We start from the raw sequence: 257 nt of genomic DNA, 5'->3' as shown, positions 1-257 counted from the left end.
CCGCGAGGTCACGGCCGTCCTCTCGGTCGTCTCGCTCGCACTCGTGTTCGCCGCGGCCCGGCAGGCCATCCCCGGGTCCGTCCTCCCAGGTGCCCCAGCGTGGGTTCTGGACCTCGTCCCGCACGTGAACGCGGGCATCAGTCTCGTCGCAATCGTCTGCATCGTCCTCGGCGTCCGCGAGGCGCGCGCGAAGCGCTTCGATGCGCACCGCAGGTACATGCTCGCCGCGTTCGGCCTGTTCGTCGCGTTCTTCGCCC

The 257-nt window shown here is 70.8% G+C and carries 1 protein-coding gene; it reads left to right on the top strand.

Annotated elements, in window-relative coordinates:
* Positions 1 to 257 (top strand): DUF420 domain-containing protein (locus SM753_RS20860; protein ID WP_323192962.1); only part of this gene is annotated, 257 nt, incomplete at both ends.

It is taken from the genome of Halostella sp. PRR32 (assembly GCF_034808085.1).
In the GTDB taxonomy this organism is placed as follows: Archaea; Halobacteriota; Halobacteria; order Halobacteriales; family Natronoarchaeaceae; genus Halostella; species Halostella pelagica.
This window is presented reverse-complemented; position numbering and strand designations above follow the sequence as displayed.